The organism is Vibrio sp. 1078-1 (assembly GCF_033340475.1).
This window is the reverse complement of sequence record NZ_JAWOWM010000088.1, coordinates 1-1,075: the sequence shown is the minus strand read 5'-3', so window position 1 is coordinate 1,075 and position 1,075 is coordinate 1. Positions and strand designations below refer to the sequence as shown.

Below are 1,075 nucleotides of genomic sequence, written 5' to 3'. Positions count from 1 at the left end.
GCCAAAAAATGACATTAGCGGACAGTGAGGTGCGCTACCAACTCAAACCAACTCAAGAGACGGGGGTCATCACCGTCAATTACCAAGTTAAGTGATAGAAGGACACAACAATGAAAACCAAAATGAAAGCAGTGGCGTTAGCAAGCGTAATGGCAATGGGATTAGCTGCAGCGACAACGGCACAAGCACATCCTCGTTGGGTTTTGCCTTCACACTTTACCGTTTCTAAAGAAGGTGGTGATTGGCTCACGTTCGATGTGACTGCTTCTCATGGCACATTTGTATTCGATAAGCCAGCAGGTAGCGAACAAGCTTTTGTCATCATGCCGGATGGCCGCTCTGAGCGCCCGAACTTTGTAATACGCGGTAAGCGTCGTTCGATGTTCGATTTCTTCTTTGTTGAAGAGGGCACGCATAAGGTTGCGATCAACAATGAGCCGAGCTACTACACCCAGTACAACGCAGGTCGCCGCGATACTGTGAAGTGGGTTAGAGCCAATAAAGCTGAGCGCGCTGATGTGCTACCAGAAAAAACGCGTGATGTGGTGACTCAGCTAAGCTACACCCGCGCAGAAAGCTACATCACGGTCGGTAAACCAACAGAAAAAGCGTTAGAAATTGAAGGCAAATTGCTAGAGCTAAAACCGCTGACTCACCCATCTGACATCATTGAAGGTGAAGCGGTGACGTTCCAGTTCTTCTTCGATGGCAAACCTCAACAAGGTGTGACGGCAGAGATCACGCGTGAAGGTACGTTGTATCGCAACCATCAAGAGCAAATTGACGTGGTGAGTGATAAAGACGGAAAAATTACTTTTACGCCAGACGTGGCAGGGCGCTATCTAATGAAAGCGAACTACAAAGGTGAGTTGAACAATCACCCATTAGCTGACAAAACCAGCGCGAATGTACACCTAACGTTTGAAACTCTACTCAACTAATCGAATTAGGCTCAGCAAGCGCTGAGCCATTTTGGAATCAACATGAACAACACTTCTATTCTTAAAGCTGCTCTGCTATTGGCTGGACTTTCTTCCTTTCACGCTTCTGCTCACTTTCCTCTAATGAGTTGTCA

Annotated in this window: 1 protein-coding gene and 1 pseudogene; both read left to right on the top strand. The window is 47.1% G+C overall.

Annotated elements, in window-relative coordinates:
- Nucleotides 1-95: pseudogene (locus R7190_RS25785) on the top strand (DUF2271 domain-containing protein); the annotation flags it as partial.
- A 15-nt stretch (nt 96-110) separates the two neighbouring features.
- Nucleotides 111-941, top strand: a complete 831-nt coding sequence (locus R7190_RS25780) for a DUF4198 domain-containing protein (RefSeq protein WP_318137666.1) — start codon at nt 111-113, stop codon at nt 939-941.
- Nucleotides 942-1,075 lie beyond the last annotated feature (134 nt).